Genomic DNA, 18,171 nt, shown 5'->3' with positions numbered 1-18,171 from the left:
GGGCGGGGCATGAGATCGACTATTCGGATCATTGGGGCACCTGGATCATCCGAATCATTTAAGCAGCGTGACCAATATTAAACAAGTGGGAGGACAAAAGCGATGTGCGTGCCTTTCAGCGGCATAAGACCGGTCGTCGTATAAGCGTTGCCATAGCTCCCGTCGACGGGAACGAGCGACACACGCTGGCTCGCCAGGCGGACTTCGAGCTTCGCGTTGAAGCGTATCGCTTTCGCCGCACATCCCTTCAGCCCGTTGCCGCGCTTGCGGTCGTCGATGCGCGACAGCCCGTCCCTGAACATCTCGATGAGCAGGTCGGCGTCCCCGAGAGAGATGAAGCGCGGATCGCGCCGACCCAGGGCAGGGCGGATCGTCTGCATCAGTCCGTCACCGTCATCCGAAACCACGACGCGCACGGACTTGCTTCCACTGTAGCGTTGGAGAGCTGCATGACCCGTGGCCGACGCGCCTCCGTGCTCGTAGACGTTGTCGATCAGCTCGGAAAGGATCGTCGACATCGCGTCTTCGAACGCGGCGAAGTCCGACCTCCCCGAACACGAGATGCGGACCGCTTCCACCAATCGATCGAGCAACGGCAAGCGATCGATGCCGCTCCGGACCGCTCCGATCTCCACTAGGCCGTCATTGCCGCCGCCGAACATCAGGGCCCCAGACACCTCGGGGCGGGCGGGCAGGACCGTCACGCGGTCATCGAGGTGATCGAAGAAGCCGACCCGATCAAGATAGCCCATGGTCTTTTCCAGGCCGCCCTCGAAGTCGATCGTCACCAGCACGCCACGCTCGGCGAGCTGGTTCCCGTACGCGAGAAGCCGGACGACCGCGTCGATCAACAGGCTGCTGTTCTGGGATATCCTGATGATGAGCCGGATACCGGGTTGCAATGGAACGGGGCAACTCCGGCAGATCGCATTGTCAACGAATGACGCGTCGAGCCAGCGATTGCCCCCCAATTGAACCAGCATGCTCGACAGTTCTCGGGGGTGTGTTGGCGCGTCCATGTTTCGGTTGGGGCTCGAATCACCGGGTTCGGCTCTCTAAACGCCGACCTTCCACCCGCAGGTCTCGCATTTCAACTCGACGCCCTGATGCGAAAGGCTGAAGTTCCCGCAACCACCACAGGGGTCGCCGGCGTACGCCGGGCCGGCGATGAAGACGAAGATGTCGCGGGCGGCATCATATCGCTGAACGTTTGCCAAGACCCAGATCGGCGCCCCTATGTCCGCTGCCTTGTGAAGCAGCGGAGCATCTTCGATCAAGGCGTTATCCGTCACCATCAGGAAGTGTCCGAAGACGTCGGCCTGCCACTCGGCCCTTTCCTCTTCCGGCGGGGCCTTCAACTGCGAGCCCTCGCCGAACGAATAGCCGAGGTAATGATGCTTATGCATGACGATATGACCGACTTCATGGGCAAGGATGTATCGAGCACCGGGTTCGCCTTGCCTGGCGTCTCCCCAAATCTCCCGATCCACATGAAGCGTCAGCGGTCCGTACGACACGTAAGCCGGCGGCTGGCCTTTGACCTGATCATACAATTCGATCTTGAGGCCGCCTTCCAGCTTGGGCTTGAGATATCCCTCGATCAGCCGAACGATGTCGATTGAAAGCAGCCCCTGCATCCCACATCGATCGAGCAGACCTCGAACGGTGCCTTTGATCTGGCGTGCGGAGCGATAAGGCACCTTCCTATCGCTGAAGGCATGGGCAGTCATGATCCATCCCTTCGCGAAGAAGGCCGCCTGCAACGATAACTGGACGCTTACTTGTCCCAGTTCTCAGGTGACTTCGGGGTGTCTCGACCGTCCGGCTCCTTGGCCACGCCCTTCCATGGGCCGGGCGACTGCTTCACGCCCATCAGGTGCCCCGTGCTCTCGTCGCGCTTCTGCCATTGGCCATCAGCACGCTGGAACTGCGTGCGTGAGTTCACCGCTCCCCGTCGAAATCCATCACCAGTGTTCTTCGCCATCTCGGCCTCCTGATGCGGCCCGCGAGGGGCGATCGGCTTCATCGTCGCGCTAATAAATCCGTTCGTTTTAGGCCTGGTGCCCGCCGCTGGTCAGCGGCGGGCTCTTTCTTGGGTGAGGCAGACTTCCGGGTGCATCGAGGCGCACTTTGGGTGGATTCAGACCAAACTTCCGGAGCGCCTACAACAATCAATACACGGAGTAACTAGCTACAGCCGGTCGTGCTCCCGCACGTGTTGCACTTCAGGCAGGTGCCGTTGCGGACCAGGGTGAAGTTGCCGCATTCGCCGCACGAGTCGCCGACATAACCCTTCATGATCGCTTCGGCGCGCCGCTCGGAGGCCGTCGGCTGGGCTGCCGGAGCGGCGAAGCCGAGCTTGGCCATTTCCGCCTCGCCATAGGTTTCCGGCTCCTCCTTCAGAGCCGTGGCGCCGGCGGTGGCGAGGCCGGTCGTGGAGGCGACCGAGCGGGCGACCGCGTCGTTCGCAGCATGGCTTCCCTGGCCGCCGCCCTGGATGGCGAGCAGGTTCATCGGCTTGCCGCGGCGGAAGCCGGTCGAGGCGAGGGGGGTCGAGGTGATCGGTGCCGCATCCGGCGCCTTGTCCTGGCCGACGCCGCCGCCCATCACGTCATGGCCGATCTCGCTGGGATCGACATGGGCGAGGTCGTTGCGGCCGAGATAGGAGATCGCGAGCTCGCGGAAGACGTAGTCGAGGATCGAGGTCGCGTTCTTGATCGACTGGTTGCCGGCAACGAAGCCCGAGGGCTCGAAGCGGGTGAAGGTGAAGGCCTCGACATACTCTTCCAGCGGCACGCCGTATTGCAGGCCGAGCGAGACCGCGATGGCGAAGTTGTTCATCATCGCCCGGAAGGCCGCGCCCTCCTTGTGCATGTCGATGAAGATCTCGCCGAGGCGCCCGTCCGAATACTCGCCGGTGTGGACATAGACCTTGTGGCCGCCGACCGTGGCCTTCTGGATGTAGCCGGTGCGGCGATCCGGTAGCTTCTCGCGCTCGCGCTTGCGCTCGATGCGCTCGACGATGCGCTCGACGATCTTCTCCGAGATCTGGGTGGCGCGCGCCGCCATCGGCTGGGCGACCAGCGTCTCGACCGCGTCGTCTGCCTCGTCGTCATCGTCCGAGATCAGCGCCGAGTTCAGCGGCTGCGAGAGCTTGGAACCGTCGCGATAGAGGGCGTTCGCCTTCAGCGCCAGCTTCCACGAGAGCATATAGGCGCTCTTGCAGTCCTCGACCGTCGCCTCGTTCGGCATGTTGATGGTCTTGGAGATCGCCCCCGAGATGAAGGGCTGGGCGGCCGCCATCATGCGGATATGGCTCTCGACCGAGAGATAGCGCTTGCCGATGCGGCCGCAGGGATTGGCGCAATCGAAGACGTTGTAGTGCTCGGTCTTCAGGTGCGGGGCGCCTTCCAGGGTCATCGCGCCGCAGACATGGACGTTGGCGGCCTCGATCTCGGCCTTGGTGAAGCCGAGGAAGGGCAGAAGCTCGAACGACATGTCGTTGAGCTTCTCGGCCGGGACCTTGAGGGTGCCGGTGAGGAAATCCTCGCCCAGCGTCCACTTGTTGAAGACGAACTTGATGTCGAAGGCGCTCTTCAAGCCCTTCTCGATCGCCTCGATCTTCTCGTCGGTGAAGCCCTTGGCGCGCAGCGTCGAGGGGTTGACGCCCGGCGCCTGCTTCATCGAGCCATGGCCGACGGCATAGGCCTCGATCTCGGCGATATCCGCCTCGCGGTAGCCGAGCGCGCGCAGCGCATCCGGAACGGCGCGGTTGATGATCTTGAAGTAGCCGCCGCCGGCGAGCTTCTTGAACTTCACCAGCGCGAAATCGGGCTCGATGCCGGTGGTGTCGCAATCCATGACGAGGCCGATCGTGCCAGTCGGTGCGATCACGGTCGCCTGGGCATTGCGATAGCCGTAGCGCTTGCCTTGCTCCAGCGCCTCGTCCCAGACGATGCGGGAGCGCTCCGCCATGGTGACGGCCGAGCCGCCGAGGCGGGCGAGGGTTGCGTGGTCGAGCGGGACCGGGGTGACGCTCAGGCCCTCATAGCCGTCGGCGAGGCCATGGGCCGCGGTGCGGTGGTTGCGGATGACGCGCAGCATGTGGCTGGCGTTCTTCTTGTAGCCGGGGAAGGGGCCGAGCTCGCCGGCCATCTCGGCCGAGGTCGCATAGGCGACGCCGGTCATGATCGCGGTGAGCGCACCGGCGAGCGCACGACCCTCGTCCGAGTCGTAGCCGAGGCCCATGGTCATCAGCAGGCCGCCGATATTGGCGTAGCCGAGGCCGAGCGTGCGGTACTCGTAGGAGAGCTCGGCGATCTCGCGGCTCGGGAACTGCGCCATCGTCACCGAGATCTCGAGCACGACGGTCCAGAGCCGGCAGAGATGCTCATAGGCCGCGACGTCGAAGCTCTTGGTTTCGGTGTCGTAGAACTGCAGCAGGTTGGCCGAGGCCAGGTTGCAGGCGGTGTCGTCGAGGAACATGTACTCCGAGCACGGATTGGACGCCCGGATCCGGCCGGAAGCCGGGCAGGTGTGCCAGTCGTTCATCGTCGAGTTGAAGTGCAGGCCGGGATCGGCCGAGGCCCAGGCGGCGTAGCCGATCTTCTCCCAGAGGTCGCGGGCCTTCAGCGTCTTGTGGACCTTGCCGGTGGTACGGGCGGTCAGGTTCCAGTCATTGTCGTTCTCGACGGCGCGCAGGAAGTCGTCGGTCAGCGAGACCGAGTTGTTCGAGTTCTGGCCGGAGACGGTGAGATAGGCGTCGGAATCCCAATCGGTGTCATAGGTGTCGAAGGAGATGTCCTTGTAGCCCTGCTTGGCGAACTGGATGACGCGCTTGATGTAGTTGTCCGGCACCAGCGCCTTGCGGGCGAGCTTGATCTCGCGCTTCAGGGCCGGGTTCTGCTCGGGATCGAAGCAGCTGTCGCCGTCGCCTTCGCAGTTCACGCAGGCCTTGAGCACGGCCTTCATATGCTTCTTGACGGTCTTGGAGCCGGTGACGAGGGCGGCGACCTTCTGCTCCTCCTTCACCTTCCAGTCGATATAGGCCTCGATATCCGGATGGTCGGCATCGACCACGACCATCTTGGCGGCGCGGCGGGTGGTGCCGCCCGACTTGATCGCGCCGGCGGCGCGGTCACCGATCTTGAGGAAGGACATCAGGCCGGAGGACTTGCCGCCGCCGGCGAGCTTCTCGCCTTCGCCGCGCAGCATCGAGAAGTTCGAGCCGGTGCCGGAGCCGTATTTGAACAGGCGGGCTTCACGGACCCAGAGATCCATGATGCCGCCCTCGTTGACGAGGTCGTCCTGCACGCCCTGGATGAAGCAGGCATGCGGCTGCGGATGCTCGTAGCTCGACTTCGACTTCACCAGCTTGCCGGTCTTGAAGTCGACGTAGAAATGGCCCTGGCTGGGGCCGTCGATGCCATAGGCCCAATGCAGGCCGGTGTTGAACCATTGCGGCGAGTTCGGCGCGACGCGCTGGGTCGCGAGCATGAAGCGCAGCTCGTCATGGAAGGCCGCGGCATCCTCCTCGGAGGAGAAATAGCCGCCCTTCCAGCCCCAATAGGTCCAGCAGCCGGCGAGACGGTCGAAGACCTGCTTGGAGGAGATTTCGGAGCCGTAACGCTCGCCCTCGGGCAATTCGGCGAGAGCGGCCTCGTCGGCGACTGAGCGCCAGAGGAAGGAGGGAACGTCGTTCTCCTCGAACTTCTTCAGGCGCGCCGGCACGCCGGCCTTGCGGAAATATTTCTGCGCGAGCACGTCGCTCGCCACTTGCGACCAGGTCTCGGGGACCTCGATGCCTTCCAGCCGGAAGACGACGGAGCCGTCCGGGTTCTTGATCTCGCTGACGGCCGATCGGAACGGGATCGCGGCATAGGGCGACTGTCCGGCGGTGGTATAGCGGCGCTCGATGCGCATGATCTTCGTCCCTTGATCTGCCGCGGGTGGATGCCCGCGCGGCCGGTTGATCACCGGCTCCTGATGTCGGCCAACTCGGTTTGATGCCCCGTGGGTCCTGGCGGTGTCGTCCCGCCTGTGGGCCCGGTCGCGGCCAGAGCCGTCCGCGCAAATCCGTTCGCTTCCACGATCTCTCGCGGATGCGGCGGCAGGCCCGGACAACTCTGGGAAACTATGGTCTCGCCGTTTCCAGAGGCGTCGCCGCCAGCCGTCATGCGATAGTCAAAATCTAGTCCCGTCGCACCCCTCTCGTCAAGGAATAGTGCGGGTCGATCCTTGTGGACACGACATCTGGTATGAATGTGTGAGTTGTGGGGATAAGTTTCAAGGCGCTGGCTAAGCCTTGGAAATGGCGGGAAGAATCACCGCCGCGCGGCAAGATTGCCACAGAGCCGCATGAAGCGCAGTCCCTAAAATCCCCGCTATTCATGGTTGACGAGGCGTAAATGCGCGTTCGTCCGAACGGTCTTGCAGATGCCGGTTGCGTGGACCGTCGCAAGTGCTTGAAGTCGGGGCATTTCGGCTGCCCGATTGTGGCGGTCGCCGAGCCGAATCGCGGCGAAAATCCGGCAAGATGATTCCGGCGGGGGCTGACAGAATCAGGCGCCGGCTTGCACAGATTGCGCCCACCACTGTCTTCCCAGGCTGGGCTTCAATGAACCGACCGATCCCGAACGCCGGCGCCGATTCTGCCGTCGCCCCCGTTTTCGAGCTCAGGCGCCAGACGCTGAAGCCGGGCCAGCGCGAGACGCTGATCGTGATCTTCGATGCTGTCACGCGGGGTGGCCACGTCGCTGCGGACTGGACAGGGGCGGGCGCTGCCGCCATAAGTCCGCGACAGACGCGCACGCATTTGCGAGCGCGCGAGTGCATGGACTGAGGACGATGAAGAACTGGCTGCTGCAGATCTTCACCTGGTGGAACGGCCAGACGATCGGCACGCGCTTCCACACCTGGCGCTTCGGCGAGAGGGTGGGCGAGGACGAATTCGGCAATGTCTATTACCGCACCAAGGGTGGGGTGAAGGACAAGGCGCTCGGCTTCCAGCGCCGCTGGGTGGTCTATAACGGCCCGATCGAGGCGTCGAACATCCCCGCCGGCTGGAATGGCTGGCTGCATCACACGGTCGATGTCGCTCCCTCCGAGGAGAGCTACCAGCCGCGCGAGTGGCAAGAGCAGCATCAGCAGAACTGGACCGGCACGGCGCTGGCCTATCGGCCCCAGGGCTCGACGCTGGCCGAGGGCGAGCGCCCGGCCGCGACCGGGGATTACGAGGCCTGGACGCCGGGTCGCTGAGGCGCTGAGGCTCCCGCTATCGGGCCGCTCCTGCCGGGGCGGCCTTTTTGATGGGCGCACGCTTCCTTCTTGGCGCGCATGATGGTTCTTCTGCGCGGCGGCGTGGGGCGGCGGCGCGGTTTCCGATGCAACGCCCTTTTTCCGCTGCCTTCGCCGTGTTACTGCGCCTCGTCGCGCCATGTCCGCGATGCCGGAGAGATTCGCGCCAGCATGCCGTCCTTGTCCCGTTTCCCGATTCTGGCTGGTCTCGCCGCGAGCGCTCTGACGATGACGGTTGCCGCCGGCCCGGCGCTGGCCGACCGCATCAAGAACCCGACGGCGATTTTCGCCGGCCTCGACAAGATCACCGGCCGCATCATCTCCTTCGAGGTCTCGATCAACGAGACGGTGCAGTTCGGCGCCCTCCAGATCACGCCGCGCGTCTGCTGGACGCGCCCGCCGACCGAGGCACCGCGCACCGATGCCTTCGTCGAGGTCGACGAAGTCACCTTCAACAACGAATACCGCCGCATCTTCTCCGGCTGGATGTTCGCCGACAGCCCCGGCCTGCACGGCGTCGAGCACGCGATCTACGACGTGTGGCTGACGGACTGCAAAGGCGGGACCGAGGTGATCGTCGATCCGAAGGAGCCCGAGCCGCCTCCGCCGACGGACGACCAGCGTAAGCCGCGCACGACCCCGCCGCGCGACGTCAACCAGCCGCCGCCGGGCGGCGGCCGCATCGATGTCGAGCCGCCGCGCGGCGTGCCCGTGCAGCCGCAGCGGCCGAGCCAGCGCTTCTTCCCGACCAATCCCGTCCCCGGCCGCGATCCCACCGGCGGCGGCTGAGCCGTGGAGCCCGCGCCTGCCGACAAGGGAGCGGGGCGCGAGAGCAGGCGCATCCGGCGCCTGCGCGGATATCTGGCCGAGCTGCGCAAGCGCCTCCCGGTCAGGCGGCGCCTCGCGGACGGTCTCGAGCACGCGCTGATGTCGACGGTCGCGGCGCTCGCCGCCTATCTGCCGACGCAGGCGCTGGGGCTGCGCGAAGGCTTCTGGGCCGCGATCACCGCCATGGCTGTCGTCCAGACCGAATTCGGCGCGACCCGCACGACGGCCCGCGACCAGTTCGTCGGCGCGGCCATCGGTGGCGTGATCGGCGTCGCGGTGGTCCTGACGACCGGGCAGCACATCGTCAGCTATGCCATTGCGGCCGGGCTTTCGGTGCTGGCGGCCTGGCTGCTCAATGTCGCGACGGCGGCACGCCTCGCCGGCATCACCGCCACCATCATCCTGCTGGTTCCGCATCCCGGCACGACCGCGCAGGTGATGATGCTGTCGCGCGTCTTCGAGGTCGGCTGGGGCGTCAGCGTCGCCATCGTCATCGTCTGGCTGGCGGAGCGGCTCGATCCGCGACGGCCGGACTGATCAGCCGCGCAGCACGGCCAGCGCGTCCGCTCCCCTGATCTGCGCCGCAGCCGGCCAGGCGAACCAGTTGCCGCGCTGCTGCAGGGCCTCTTCGAGCCTGAGCCGATAGGCATCCCGCGGAATCTCGATGGTGCCGAACTGGGCGAGGTGGCCGGTCTGGAACTGGGTGTCGAGCAAGCGGTAGCCGCCATGGCGCAGCCGCGCGACGAGATGGACGAGGGCCACCTTGGAGGCGTCGGTCTCGCGGTGGAACATGCTCTCGCCGAAAAAGGCGGCGCCGATCGACAGCCCGTAAAGCCCGCCGACGAGCCGGCCCTCGCGCCAGCACTCGACCGTGTGGGCATGGCCCAGCGCGAAGAGCGCGCCGAAGATCTCGCGGATGCGCCCGTTGATCCAGGTCTCCGGCCGGTCCGGCAATGCCTCGGCGCAGGCGGCGATCACCGCCGCGAAATCGCTGTCGACGCGGATCTCGAAGCGGTCGGAGCGCACGGTGCGTGCCAGCCGCGCGGAGAGGTGGAAGCCGTCGAGCGGGATGACGCCACGCCATTCCGGCTCGACCCAGAACAGGCCCGGATCGTCGGCGGTCTCGGCCATCGGGAAGATGCCGGCCGCATAGGCGCGCAGCATGATGTCCGGCGTGATGGCGGGCGTGCGCACGGGGACGGAACGGGCTTTCATCCAGCGATGGGAGCGCGGGGCGCTCGGGGAGTCAAACGCGTTCGCGGCTCTGCTCGGTATGGAGCTGCCGGCGGGCGCGCGTCATCCCGGACAAGCAGCGCAGCCGCGCCGACCCGGGATCCATGCCGGAGCGGTGCCGAAGAACGTTCGGGCATGGCTCCCGGGTCTCCCTTCGGTCGCCCGGGATGACATGCGCGAGAGATGGAAACATCAGACAGCACTTGCAGATGTTTCCATAGAAGGCTGATTTCTCAGCCTTCCGTCGGCTCCGCGCCCGGCGCTTCGTCACCGGTTTCCTCGTCGCCTTCGCTCTCGCCATCGTCGTTGATGCACTCGACCGAGACGACCTTCTCGTCCTTGGCGGTGTTGAACACCGTCACGCCCTGCGTCGAACGGCCGGCGATGCGGATGCGGTTGTCCGGGCCGGCATCGACCGGCACGCGGATCAGCTGGCCGCCATCGGTGACGAGCATGAGCTGGTCTGAGTCCACCGCCGGGAAGGAGGCGACGAGCTTGCCGTTGCGGTCGTTGACGACCATGGCGACGATGCCCTTGCCGCCGCGCCCGGTCACCCGGTACTCGAAGGAGGAGGTGCGCTTGCCGTAGCCCCTCTCCGAGATCGTCAGGATGAACTGCTCGGCCGCGCCCATGGCGGCGTATTTCTCCTGCCCGAGCTCGATATCGCCCGAGGCGCTCTCCTCGGCATCGGCCTCGGCTACAGGAACGGCCTCCGTCGCCTCGTCGGCCTCGCCGTTGAGAGCACGGCGGTTGGCCGCGGCGCGCTTGAGATAGGCGGCGCGCTCGTCCGGCGTGGCGTCGAGATGGCGCAGGATCGCCAGCGAGATGACCTCGTCGTCCTTGGCCAGGTTGATGCCGCGCACGCCGGTCGAGTCGCGACCCTTGAAGACGCGCACCTCCGGCACCGCGAAGCGGATGCACTGGCCGTTGGCCGTGGTCAGCAGCACGTCGTCATTCTCGGTGCAGATCTGCACGTCGACGATGTGGTCGCCCTCGTCGAGCTTCATCGCGATCTTGCCGGCGCGATTGACGTTGACGAAGTCGGAGAGCTTGTTGCGGCGCACCCCGCCCGAGGCGGTGGCGAACATCACGTCGAGCGTCTCCCAGCTCGCCTCGTCCTCCGGCAGCGGCATGATCGTGGTGATGCGCTCGCCGGCCTCGATCGGCAGCATGTTGACCAGCGCCTTGCCGCGGGCGTTCGGCGCCGAGAGCGGCAGCCGCCAGACCTTCTCCTTGTAGACCTGGCCTTCCGAAGAGAAGAACAGCACCGGCGTATGGGTGTTGGCGACGAACAGCCGCGCGACGAAATCCTCGTCCTTGGTCGCCATGCCGGAGCGGCCCTTGCCGCCGCGCCGCTGCGCCCGGTAGGTCGAGAGCGGCACGCGCTTGATGTAGCCGCCATGCGAGACGGTGACGACCATGTCCTCGCGGGCGATCAGGTCCTCGTCGTCGAGGTCGGAGCCCCAATCCTCGATGGTGGTGCGCCGCGGCGTGGCGAAGGCGGCCCTCACCTCGGCGAGCTCGGTCTTGACGATCTCCTGGATGCGGGCGCGCGAGCGCAGGATGTCGAGATAATCCGCGATCTCCTTGGCGAGCTTTTCCAGCTCGTCGCCGATCTCGTCGCGGCCCAGGGCGGTCAGGCGGGCGAGGCGCAATTCGAGGATCGCCTTGGCCTGCGCGTCGGAGAGGCGATAGGTGCCATCCGGGTTCATCGGGTGGCGGGGATCGTCGACCAGCGCGATCAGCGGCGCGATGTCTTCGGCCGGCCAGTCGCGCGCCATCAGCGATTCATGCGCCGCGGCCGGGGTCGGCGCGGTGCGGATCAGGCGGATGACCTCGTCGATGTTCGCGACCGCCGTGGCGAGGCCGCAGAGCACATGGGCACGCTCGCGGGCCTTGTTGAGCAGGAAGCGCGTGCGCCGGGAGACGACCTCCTCGCGGAACTCGACGAAGGCCGAGATGAAGTCCTTGAGGTTGAGCACCTCGGGGCGGCCGCCATTCAGCGCCACCATATTGGCGCCGAAGGAGGTCTGCAGCGGGGTGAAGCGGTAGAGCTGGTTCAGCACGACGTCGGCGACCGCGTCGCGCTTGACCTCGATGACGACGCGCACGCCCTCGCGGCTCGACTCGTCGCGCAGGTCCGAGATGCCCTCGATGCGCTTCTCGCGCACGAGATCGGCGATCTTCTCGACCATCGTCGCCTTGTTCACCTGATAGGGAATCTCGGTGACGATGATCGCCTCGCGCTCCTTGCGCAGCTCCTCGATATGCGTCTTCGAGCGCATCACGATCGAGCCACGACCGGTGTGGTAGGCGGAATGGATGCCGCTGCGGCCCATGATCGAGGCGCCGGTCGGGAAGTCCGGGCCGGGAACGATCTCGATCAGGTCGTCGATCGAGATCTCGGGGTCGTTGATATAGGCGACGCAGGCGTCGATGACCTCGCCGAGGTTATGCGGCGGGATGTTGGTCGCCATGCCCACGGCGATGCCGCCGGCGCCGTTGACGAGCAGGTTGGGATAGCGCGCCGGCAGGACGGTCGGCTCGTGTTCCTTGCCGTCGTAGTTCGGCTGGAAGCTGACGGTGTCGAGGTCGAGGTCTTCCAGCAGCGGCATCGCCGCCTTGTCGAGGCGCGCCTCGGTGTAACGGTCGGCGGCGGGGCTGTCGCCGTCCATCGAGCCGAAATTGCCCTGGCCGTCGATCAGCGGCAGGCGCAGCGAGAAATCCTGCGCCATGCGCACCAGCGCGTCATAGACCGCGAGGTTGCCGTGCGGATGGTATTTACCCATCGTGTCGCCGACGATGCGGGCGCATTTGGTATAGGGGCGGTCCGGCAGGTTCTTGTTCTCGTGCATCGAGAACAGGATGCGGCGATGAACGGGCTTCAGGCCGTCGCGGACATCGGGCAGAGCGCGACTCACGATCACGCTCATGGCGTAATCGAGATAGCTCTTCTTCATCTCGTCGGTGATCGCGATCGGCTTGATGTCGCCGCCGAAACCCGGGGCGTCGTCGCGCTTGTCGTCGTTGTCGTCGCTCAAGAGGGAATATCCCGATTTCCAGTCGTTTTCAGGCTTCTGGCTACCCGATTCCGCGCCTTGGCGCCAGCAAAAGCCGACGCTGTCCAAGCAAAAATTTCATGAATGATTTCATGTTGTTATGGCTTGTTTTTCGGGCGTCCGGCGCGACCTGCCACAATCCCGCCTTTGTTCACGGATGACGCGGGCCGAAACTCGTGGTCAAGTCGCCGCCATGTTCACCGAATTCGCCACCGCCGCGCTCGTCACCATGCTGGTGACGCTCGATCCGCCGGGTCTCGCCCCGATCTTCCTGTCGCTGACGCGCGGCATGTCGGCGGCGGAGCGGCGCCAGGTGGCGGTGCGCGCCTCGATTATCGCCTTCTGCATCATCGGCTTCTTCGGCGTGGCGGGGGACGTCGTGCTCAAGGCGCTCGGCGTGTCGTTGCCGGCCTTCCGCATCGCCGGCGGTTTGCTGCTGTTCTGGATCGCCTTCGAGATGGTGTTCGAGCGCCGCACCGAGCGCAAGCAGCAGACGGCCGATACGGCGATCACCAAGGACCATATCCGCAACGTCGCGGCCTTCCCGCTGGCGATCCCGCTGATGGCCGGGCCGGGCGCGCTCACCGCGACGATCCTGCTGGCGGGCCGGGCTCATGGCGACGCGGTGCTGCTGATTACCCTGGCGGTGATCTGCGGGCTGGTGATCCTGTGCTGCCTGGCGGTGTTCCTCGCGGCCAGTTCGATCTCGAAGCTGCTCGGCATCACCGGCAATGTCGTGCTGACGCGCCTGCTCGGCGTGATCCTGGCGGCGCTGGCCGTGCAGTTCGTGATCGACGGTGTGAAGGCGGCGATGGCGGGGTAGGGGCGGTTGGTGTCGGCTAGTCAGCTTTCTGATCCAGGATTAGACGCTCCCACCCATGCCTTCTGGTGTCCTTGAAATACATGAGCTTCTGGACGATACCGTCTCGACTGCTTTTGTAAAAGTCAGCCACCAGCAATAGCATATCGGCGTCCGACATTAGCTTGATGATGACGGTGTCGCTCGTGAATTTGCTCGGATCGGCGATGATCAAATCAACAAAGGCCGTCCTGTCAGCCTCGGAATGTTCCCAATCTGATTGAATGACGAAGCGCACGCCTTTCTGGTCTTTGATCCGACCATCGCCGAGATGCGTTGTAACTGTGATGAATTTTGCATGCAGAACGCGAAACGGATCGGCGGCATCCAGCGTCTGGACTGCGACGGGCTTTGCCAGCAGGAACCAAACGGCAAGTGCGCTGAACAGCCTGATCATTAAGTCATCGCCTGGCTAGTGTGTTCCTGCATGATCGTGCATGTCACAGGCGGAGTTGGAAGGGGCACGAACTGAAAGAATTCAGGTCCGTCCGAAACCACCGATAGCCGAACAGCCGCCATCTACAGGCCGCCCGAACTTATCCCCGCCACCCGCTGCACGCCTATCCTCCCAGCCATCCCGCCCGACCAAGGGGGCTGTCGCGAGGCATCGTGCGGCCGGGCGGGATGCGGTGTTCGGATCTTGCGCCACGGATGGTGAGCCTTGGTCCGGAGGGGTTTCTCGCCGCCGGGCCGAACAGGCAGGCCCGGTTCAAGCCTTGGCGGGAGGCCTCATAGACAGCCGCGCGCGGGGTTCGGGCGGCGTCGGTCGGCGCCGCATCGACTTCGACATTCGACATCGACATTCGGCACGCGGCTCAGGATCGCGCGCCGCCCGGACCCCGCGCATCCCCTCGGGATCGCCACCAGAGAAACCCCGCAGGCCGAGCCTGGACGGGGCTTTCGGCGCGGGCGTTCTCCATGACCCGTTGCGAATCATATAAGTGTGTGCTTATGTTATGGCATGATCGAGAACGAGATCTTCAAGGCGCTGGCCGACCCGACGCGGCGCGCGATCTTCGAGAAGCTGGCGGCGGGCGGCATGAACGCCAGCGCCTTGCGCGAGGGCATCGCCATCAGCCAGCCGGCGATGTCGCAGCATCTTTCGGTCCTGCGCGGTGCCGGGCTCGTTCGCGAGGAGCGGCAGGGCCGCTTCGTCAATTACGAGGTCGATCCCGAGGGGCTTGCGCTGATCGCGCAATGGCTGGCGAAGTATCGCGCCTACTGGCCGCAGCGCATCGAGGCTCTCAAGGGCTTGCTCAAGGAGATGGACCAATGAGCGCAGATGATCTGGAAGGGCCCTCCGGCGCTCTCGTCCTGGAATATCGGCTCGACGAGCCGCCGGAGAAGGTCTGGCGCGCGATCAGCATTCCGGCCCTCCGGGAAGCCTGGCTTCCGGGCGCGGCGCTGGCCGATCCGCAGCCGACCGTGCTCGCGCCGGGGGAGGCGATCTCCTATCGCATGCGCGAGGACGAGCCGCCCTTCCTGGAAAGCGTCGTCACGTTCCGGGTCGCCTTCGACGCGGCCGGCGGAACCCGCCTGCATGTGATCCACGAGCTTGCGGATCGCGGCACCCGCCAGATCCCGCGGGCGGCCAACGGCAACGCGCCGCCGATGCTGCGCGCGGCCTGACGCCCGCCACCCTCCGATCCAACTTCGAGCCTTTGGAGTTCGCCGATGCGCGAAGCGATGCAACTCGTCCCTATGGTCGTCGAGCAATCGAGCCGCGGGGAGCGCTCTTTCGACATCTATTCCCGGCTGCTGCGCGAGCGGATCGTCTTCGTCAACGGCGAGGTCAACGACGCCATGAGCGCGCTAGTCTGCGCGCAGCTCCTGTTCCTGGAGGCGGAAAATCCGAAGCGGCCGATCCATCTCTACATCAACTCGCCGGGCGGCGTCGTGACCAGCGGCTTCGCGATGTACGACACGATGCGCTACATCCGCGCGCCCGTTCATACGCTGTGCATGGGCACGGCCCGCTCGATGGGCTCCTTCCTGCTGATGGCCGGCGAGCCCGGCGAGCGCGCCGCCTTGCCCAATGCCAGCCTGCATGTCCACCAGCCGCTCGGCGGCTTCCAGGGGCAGGCCTCGGATTTCCTGATCCATGCCGAGGAGATCCAGCAGACCAAGCGCCGCCTCACGCGCCTCTATGCCGAGCATTGCGGGCGCAGCTACGAGGAGGTGGAGCGCACGCTCGACCGCGACCGCTTCATGACCGCGGAGGAGGGGCTGGAATGGGGGCTGATCGACCGGATCGTCCACCGGATGGATGAGCGGCCGGAGGCGACCATGCAACCATAACCGGCCGAGAAAAAACCTTGCAGATCGAAGGGGCAATTGCAGCGCCTCTCTCGCGGGCGCTGGGCTATCGTCCCGGCGCGCGACCGAAGCGCACCGCCTGGAGCGAGGGACAAGCCGTGACGATCGATCTCGACCATCTGGTGCAGGAGATGACCGCCTGGCGGCGCGACCTGCACGCTCACCCGGAATTCGGTTTCGAGGAGCAGCGTACCGGCGCCTTCGTCGCCGCCAAACTGCGCGAGTTCGGCCTCGACGAGGTCGTTGCCGGCGTCGGCGGCACAGGGGTCGTCGGAACCCTGAAGCGCGGCAGCGGCAACCGGGCGATCGCGCTCCGGGCCGATATGGACGCCTTGCGCATCCCCGAGCAGAGCGAGGCGCCGTATCGCTCGCGCAATCCCGGCGTCATGCATGCCTGCGGCCATGACGGCCATACCGCGATGCTGCTCGGCGCCGCGAAGCTGCTGGCGGCGGAAGGCGGCTTCGACGGCACGGTGCGCTTCATCTTCCAGCCGGCCGAGGAATGGGGGCGCGGAGCGCTGGCCATGCTCGATGACGGCGTGATGGAGCGCTTTCCCTTCACCGAGATCTACGGGCTGCACAATGCGCCGGGCCTGGGCGTCGGCCGCTTCCAGACCCGCCCCGGCGCGATCATGTCGGCGGAGGATAATTTCGAGATCGTCCTGCGCGGCGTCGGCGGCCACGCCGCGCGTCCCCATGTCGGCAATGAGACGCTCGTCGCCGCCTGCGCCCTCGTCACGAGCCTGCAGACCATCGTTTCGCGACGCCTGAGCCCGGCGGATATCGCCGTGGTCTCGGTGACGGAGCTGATCACCGACGGAACGCGCAACGCCTTGCCGGGGGAAGCGCGCATCCTCGGCGATGCCCGCAGCTTCAGCCCCGCCGTCAGCGCCGATATCGAGGCGCAGATGCGCGTGATCGCGGACGGCATCGCGCGCGCCTACAATGTCGAGCAATCCGTGACCTATACGCGCGAATTCGTGCCGCTCCTGAACGATCCGGCGCTGACGGAGGAAGCCCTCGGCGTGGCGAGGAGCCTGCTCGGCACGGAGAATGCCTCGGTCGTGTCCGAGCCCTTCACCGGATCGGAGGATTTCGCCCGCTTTCTCGACCATGTGCCGGGCTGCTTCGTCTTCCTCGGCAATGGCGACAGCGCGCCGCTTCACAACCCGCATTACGATTTCGACGATGCGGGATTGCTCCATGGCGCGCGCTTCCACGCCGAGATCGCGCGCAAGCGTTTGCCGGCCGCCTGAGCCCGGAGGCGAGTGGTCATTCCGGACAAACCGCCTTGGCGGCGCCGATCCGGAATCCATCACAGGGCTTGAGCGCTCTCCGATGGATTCCGGATCAAGCCCGGAATGACGTGTTTCGCGTCAAGCGAACCTACTTCTCCAGGAAGGCCCGGATCGCGCCCTCCGCCTGCTTCATCGAGATGACGCCGTCGAGATGGCCGCGAACGCCGTCGATGGTGACATGGGTGATGTCGCGCCCGGCATCCTTCGCGGCCTTCAGCGTGCGCTCCACCGCATCCGCCGTGAAGACGAGGTCTTTCGGCTGGGTGATGTAGAGCATCGGCGCCCTGATCTTGGCCATGCCGTCGGCCAGCGAGGTGCCGCCGGTGGTGAAGAGCTGGTTCGCCTTGACCAGATAGAGGAAGTGGTTGGCGTCGGAGAGCTTGGCGCGGGCCATGCCGGCATTGTCGAGCACGCTCTGGACCTGGAACTTGTCGGCGAGCGTCTTGCCCGGATTCTCGCCTTCCTTGGCCGGGCGGCGGCCGAAGGTGGCGTTGGCCCAGTCCTGATGGTTGGCATGGAGCGTCACCGCCGTCAGCGCCTTGGCGAGCCCGGCGAGCGGCGGGGCCTTGCCGTAATAATCGCCATTGTTCCAGTTGGCATCGGCCAGGATCGGCGCCGCCCAGACGTCGAGCCAGCCGATCAGCATCGCGTCGGCCTCGGCCGCGCCGATCACCGGCATCGCCTTGGCGACCATCTCGGGATGGCTCGCCGCCCATTCGAAGGTCTGGAGCGAGCCCATCGAGGGGCCGGCGACCAGCGCGAGCTTCTTGATGCCGAGGCTTTCGACCAGCGCTTTCTGGACCTCGACGAAGTCGCGGATGCCGACGATCGGGAAATTGAGGCCGTAAGGCTTGCCGGTATCCGGATCGATCGAGGCCGGGCCGGTGGTCGTCGTCTTCGGGTCGCCGGTGTTGAGGTTGACCAGCGTGTCGGAGGCGATGACGAAATACGTGTTGGTGTCGATCGCCTTGCCGGGGCCGATGATCGCGTCCCAATAGCCCGGCGCGGCGTCCGCGGCGTCGTATTTGCCGGCGGCGTGCGAGTTGCCGGAGAAGAAGTGGCAGATCAGCACGGCGTTGGATTTGTCGGCATTGAGCGTGCCGTAGCTCTCCCAGCCGACGCGGACCTGCTTCAGCGTGCGTCCCGATTGGGTCGTGAAGCTCGGCAGCTCGAAGACCTTCTTCTCGACGATCGTCTCCTGCGCCCCGGCCATTCCCGTCACCATCATCGCTGCGAGCGCAAGCGCGCCCGTGATCCCTATCCGCATGTCGTTCCCTCCACC

Annotated in this window: 17 protein-coding genes; 9 read left to right on the top strand and 8 right to left on the bottom strand. The window is 65.7% G+C overall.

The window, feature by feature from the left end:
* Positions 1–77 precede the first annotated feature (77 nt).
* The 4 genes from GY40_RS25985 to GY40_RS25970 form a co-directional block, all read right to left on the bottom strand.
* Positions 78–983 (bottom strand): ATP-binding protein, encoded by a 906-nt coding sequence (locus tag GY40_RS25985; RefSeq protein ID WP_038368521.1) that lies wholly within the window; start codon positions 981–983, stop codon positions 78–80.
* A 72-nt stretch (positions 984–1,055) separates the two neighbouring features.
* Positions 1,056–1,730 (bottom strand): ImmA/IrrE family metallo-endopeptidase, encoded by a 675-nt coding sequence (locus GY40_RS25980; protein WP_156116085.1) that lies wholly within the window; start codon positions 1,728–1,730, stop codon positions 1,056–1,058.
* A gap of 47 nt (positions 1,731–1,777) precedes the next feature.
* Positions 1,778–1,984, bottom strand: coding sequence for a hypothetical protein (locus GY40_RS25975; protein ID WP_038368890.1), 207 nt, complete (start codon positions 1,982–1,984; stop codon positions 1,778–1,780).
* Between the two features lie 203 nt (positions 1,985–2,187).
* On the bottom strand, positions 2,188–5,922 hold the full coding sequence (locus GY40_RS25970; protein ID WP_038368516.1) for a vitamin B12-dependent ribonucleotide reductase: 3,735 nt from the start codon (positions 5,920–5,922) through the stop codon (positions 2,188–2,190).
* Positions 5,923–6,616: 694 nt separating this feature from the next.
* On the opposite strand from GY40_RS25970, the gene GY40_RS28100 reads away from it, so the two are divergent.
* From GY40_RS28100 to GY40_RS25950, 4 genes are all read left to right on the top strand, one after another.
* Positions 6,617–6,841, top strand: coding sequence for a hypothetical protein (locus GY40_RS28100; RefSeq protein WP_197062825.1), 225 nt, complete (start codon positions 6,617–6,619; stop codon positions 6,839–6,841).
* A gap of 5 nt (positions 6,842–6,846) precedes the next feature.
* Positions 6,847–7,257 (top strand): NADH:ubiquinone oxidoreductase subunit NDUFA12, encoded by a 411-nt coding sequence (locus GY40_RS25960; RefSeq protein ID WP_038368511.1) that lies wholly within the window; start codon positions 6,847–6,849, stop codon positions 7,255–7,257.
* Positions 7,258–7,524: 267 nt separating this feature from the next.
* Complete coding sequence (locus tag GY40_RS25955) at positions 7,525–8,085, top strand: DUF2155 domain-containing protein (protein WP_112762327.1); 561 nt, start codon at positions 7,525–7,527, stop codon at positions 8,083–8,085.
* A gap of 3 nt (positions 8,086–8,088) precedes the next feature.
* Positions 8,089–8,661: an FUSC family protein gene (locus tag GY40_RS25950; RefSeq protein WP_038368508.1), complete on the top strand. Its 573-nt coding sequence runs from the start codon at positions 8,089–8,091 to the stop codon at positions 8,659–8,661.
* Here the strand turns inward: GY40_RS25950 and aat are convergent, their stop codons facing one another.
* On the bottom strand, positions 8,662–9,339 hold the full coding sequence (aat, locus tag GY40_RS25945; protein WP_051988531.1) for a leucyl/phenylalanyl-tRNA--protein transferase: 678 nt from the start codon (positions 9,337–9,339) through the stop codon (positions 8,662–8,664).
* A gap of 251 nt (positions 9,340–9,590) precedes the next feature.
* Positions 9,591–12,398: a DNA gyrase subunit A gene (gene gyrA / locus GY40_RS25940; RefSeq protein WP_038368504.1), complete on the bottom strand. Its 2,808-nt coding sequence runs from the start codon at positions 12,396–12,398 to the stop codon at positions 9,591–9,593.
* A 211-nt stretch (positions 12,399–12,609) separates the two neighbouring features.
* Here gyrA and GY40_RS25935 point away from each other — a divergent pair, with 211 nt between their 5' ends.
* Entirely contained in the window at positions 12,610–13,239 is a 630-nt protein-coding gene (locus GY40_RS25935; protein ID WP_038368502.1) for a MarC family protein, read from the top strand.
* A gap of 16 nt (positions 13,240–13,255) precedes the next feature.
* Here the strand turns inward: GY40_RS25935 and GY40_RS25930 are convergent, their stop codons facing one another.
* Positions 13,256–13,672, bottom strand: coding sequence for a hypothetical protein (locus tag GY40_RS25930; protein ID WP_038368501.1), 417 nt, complete (start codon positions 13,670–13,672; stop codon positions 13,256–13,258).
* 546 nt (positions 13,673–14,218) lie between these two features.
* On the opposite strand from GY40_RS25930, the gene GY40_RS25925 reads away from it, so the two are divergent.
* From GY40_RS25925 to GY40_RS25910, 4 genes are all read left to right on the top strand, one after another.
* Positions 14,219–14,551, top strand: coding sequence for an ArsR/SmtB family transcription factor (locus tag GY40_RS25925; RefSeq protein WP_081925658.1), 333 nt, complete (start codon positions 14,219–14,221; stop codon positions 14,549–14,551).
* Positions 14,548–14,904, top strand: a complete 357-nt coding sequence (locus GY40_RS25920; protein ID WP_038368496.1) for an SRPBCC family protein — start codon at positions 14,548–14,550, stop codon at positions 14,902–14,904. Before GY40_RS25925 ends, GY40_RS25920 begins: the two co-directional genes overlap by 4 nt.
* Before the next feature lie 45 nt (positions 14,905–14,949).
* The gene (locus tag GY40_RS25915) at positions 14,950–15,573 is read left to right on the top strand and encodes an ATP-dependent Clp protease proteolytic subunit (protein WP_038368494.1); all 624 of its coding nucleotides are present in this window, start codon (positions 14,950–14,952) and stop codon (positions 15,571–15,573) included.
* A gap of 116 nt (positions 15,574–15,689) precedes the next feature.
* Positions 15,690–16,847, top strand: coding sequence for an amidohydrolase (locus GY40_RS25910; protein ID WP_038368888.1), 1,158 nt, complete (start codon positions 15,690–15,692; stop codon positions 16,845–16,847).
* 130 nt (positions 16,848–16,977) lie between these two features.
* Here the strand turns inward: GY40_RS25910 and GY40_RS25905 are convergent, their stop codons facing one another.
* Positions 16,978–18,156, bottom strand: a complete 1,179-nt coding sequence (locus GY40_RS25905; protein WP_038368492.1) for an E22 family MetX-like putative esterase — start codon at positions 18,154–18,156, stop codon at positions 16,978–16,980.
* Between the last annotated feature and the right edge of the window lie 15 nt (positions 18,157–18,171).

Source organism: Allobosea sp. UNC402CLCol (assembly GCF_000745475.1).
GTDB classification, from domain to species: Bacteria; Pseudomonadota; Alphaproteobacteria; order Rhizobiales; family Beijerinckiaceae; genus Allobosea; species Allobosea spartocytisi.
The sequence above is the reverse complement of the archived record's forward strand: the minus strand, read 5'-3'. Positions and strand labels throughout refer to the sequence as shown.